At 27.3% G+C, this 1,173-nt stretch carries 1 protein-coding gene; it reads left to right on the forward strand.

Annotated features, from left to right (window positions below; all coding sequences use genetic code 11):
• The first annotated feature begins 187 nt into the window (after window positions 1-187).
• Window positions 188-1,021, forward strand: coding sequence for a glycosyltransferase family 2 protein (locus Q0370_RS08365; RefSeq protein WP_299574546.1), 834 nt, complete (start codon window positions 188-190; stop codon window positions 1,019-1,021).
• The last annotated feature ends 152 nt before the right edge of the window (window positions 1,022-1,173 follow it).

Raw genomic sequence — 1,173 nt, forward strand, 5'->3', positions numbered from 1 at the left:
TTTGGCAACAGTAACTCCGAAAGAATGGAAGGAATGGAAAAATAGCTGGAATTTGAATTTTTGACATAAGAAAATTTAGTAAAATGTCGCAATTAACATTGAAATTTACGATGTAAAAATTTAGTTGTTTGATTATATGGAAAATGGTATAATTTTATAAATAAAAAATATGTATAGAGGTTGGATTATGTATGATTTTACAGCTTGTATTGTTACATATAATACGAAGCATGATGAATTAAGGAAGATTATTGGGTGTTTTCAAAATATAGGAATTAGATTTAAGTTATGGATTTCTGATAATTCTGAAAAAGATGAATTGAGAGAAGTTATAAAGGGATTCTCAGATGATAGAATTGAGTATATTTTTAATAATTCAAATGATGGATTTGGAGCAGGGCATAATGTTGTAATTAAGAAATTGATTTTGGGAGAAGTAAAGTCGGAATTCCATCTGATGGTGAATGCTGATGTTTTTTTTGAAGAAAATACTATTGAGAAAATTGTAGAATACATGAGAGAGAATAAAGATATTGGACAGATTGGGCCCAAAATATATGGGGTTGATGGAGAAGTGACAAAATCTTGCAGATTGTTTCCATCGCCTATGAATTTAATATTTAGAAGATTTTTACCAATTAAGGTGATTGTTGATAAATTGGATTATGATTATGAAATGAAATGGTATGATTATGAAGAAATAATAGATGTTCCAATTTTATCAGGATGCTTTATTTTTGTTCGTACAGATGTGTTAAAGGAAATTCATGGATTTGACAAAAGATATTTTATGTATATGGAGGATTATGACTTATGTAAACAGATTGGTAAGAAGTATAGGACTGTTTTTTATCCTGAAGCAAAAATAATTCATGAGCATGGGAAGGCATCTTATAAGTCATGGAAAATGATGATGATGCATGTAAAATCGGCTATAAAGTATTTTAATAAGTGGGGATGGTTTTTTGATAAGGAGCGGAAAGAGAAAAATATGGAATGTATGAAAAAGTATAAAAAATAGGTTACCACTGAAATGTTGTATTTACTTATTTTACAAAGTAGTTTTGTTTGTAAATCTAATGATATTATGAATTTAGAATATTTTGGGTAATAAAAATTTAGTTATTGTATTATGTTTAATTGGCATTTTTAGGATAATATTAATTGTTATTA

The organism is uncultured Leptotrichia sp. (genome assembly GCF_938036635.1).
Lineage (GTDB): Bacteria > Fusobacteriota > Fusobacteriia > Fusobacteriales > Leptotrichiaceae > Leptotrichia > Leptotrichia hongkongensis.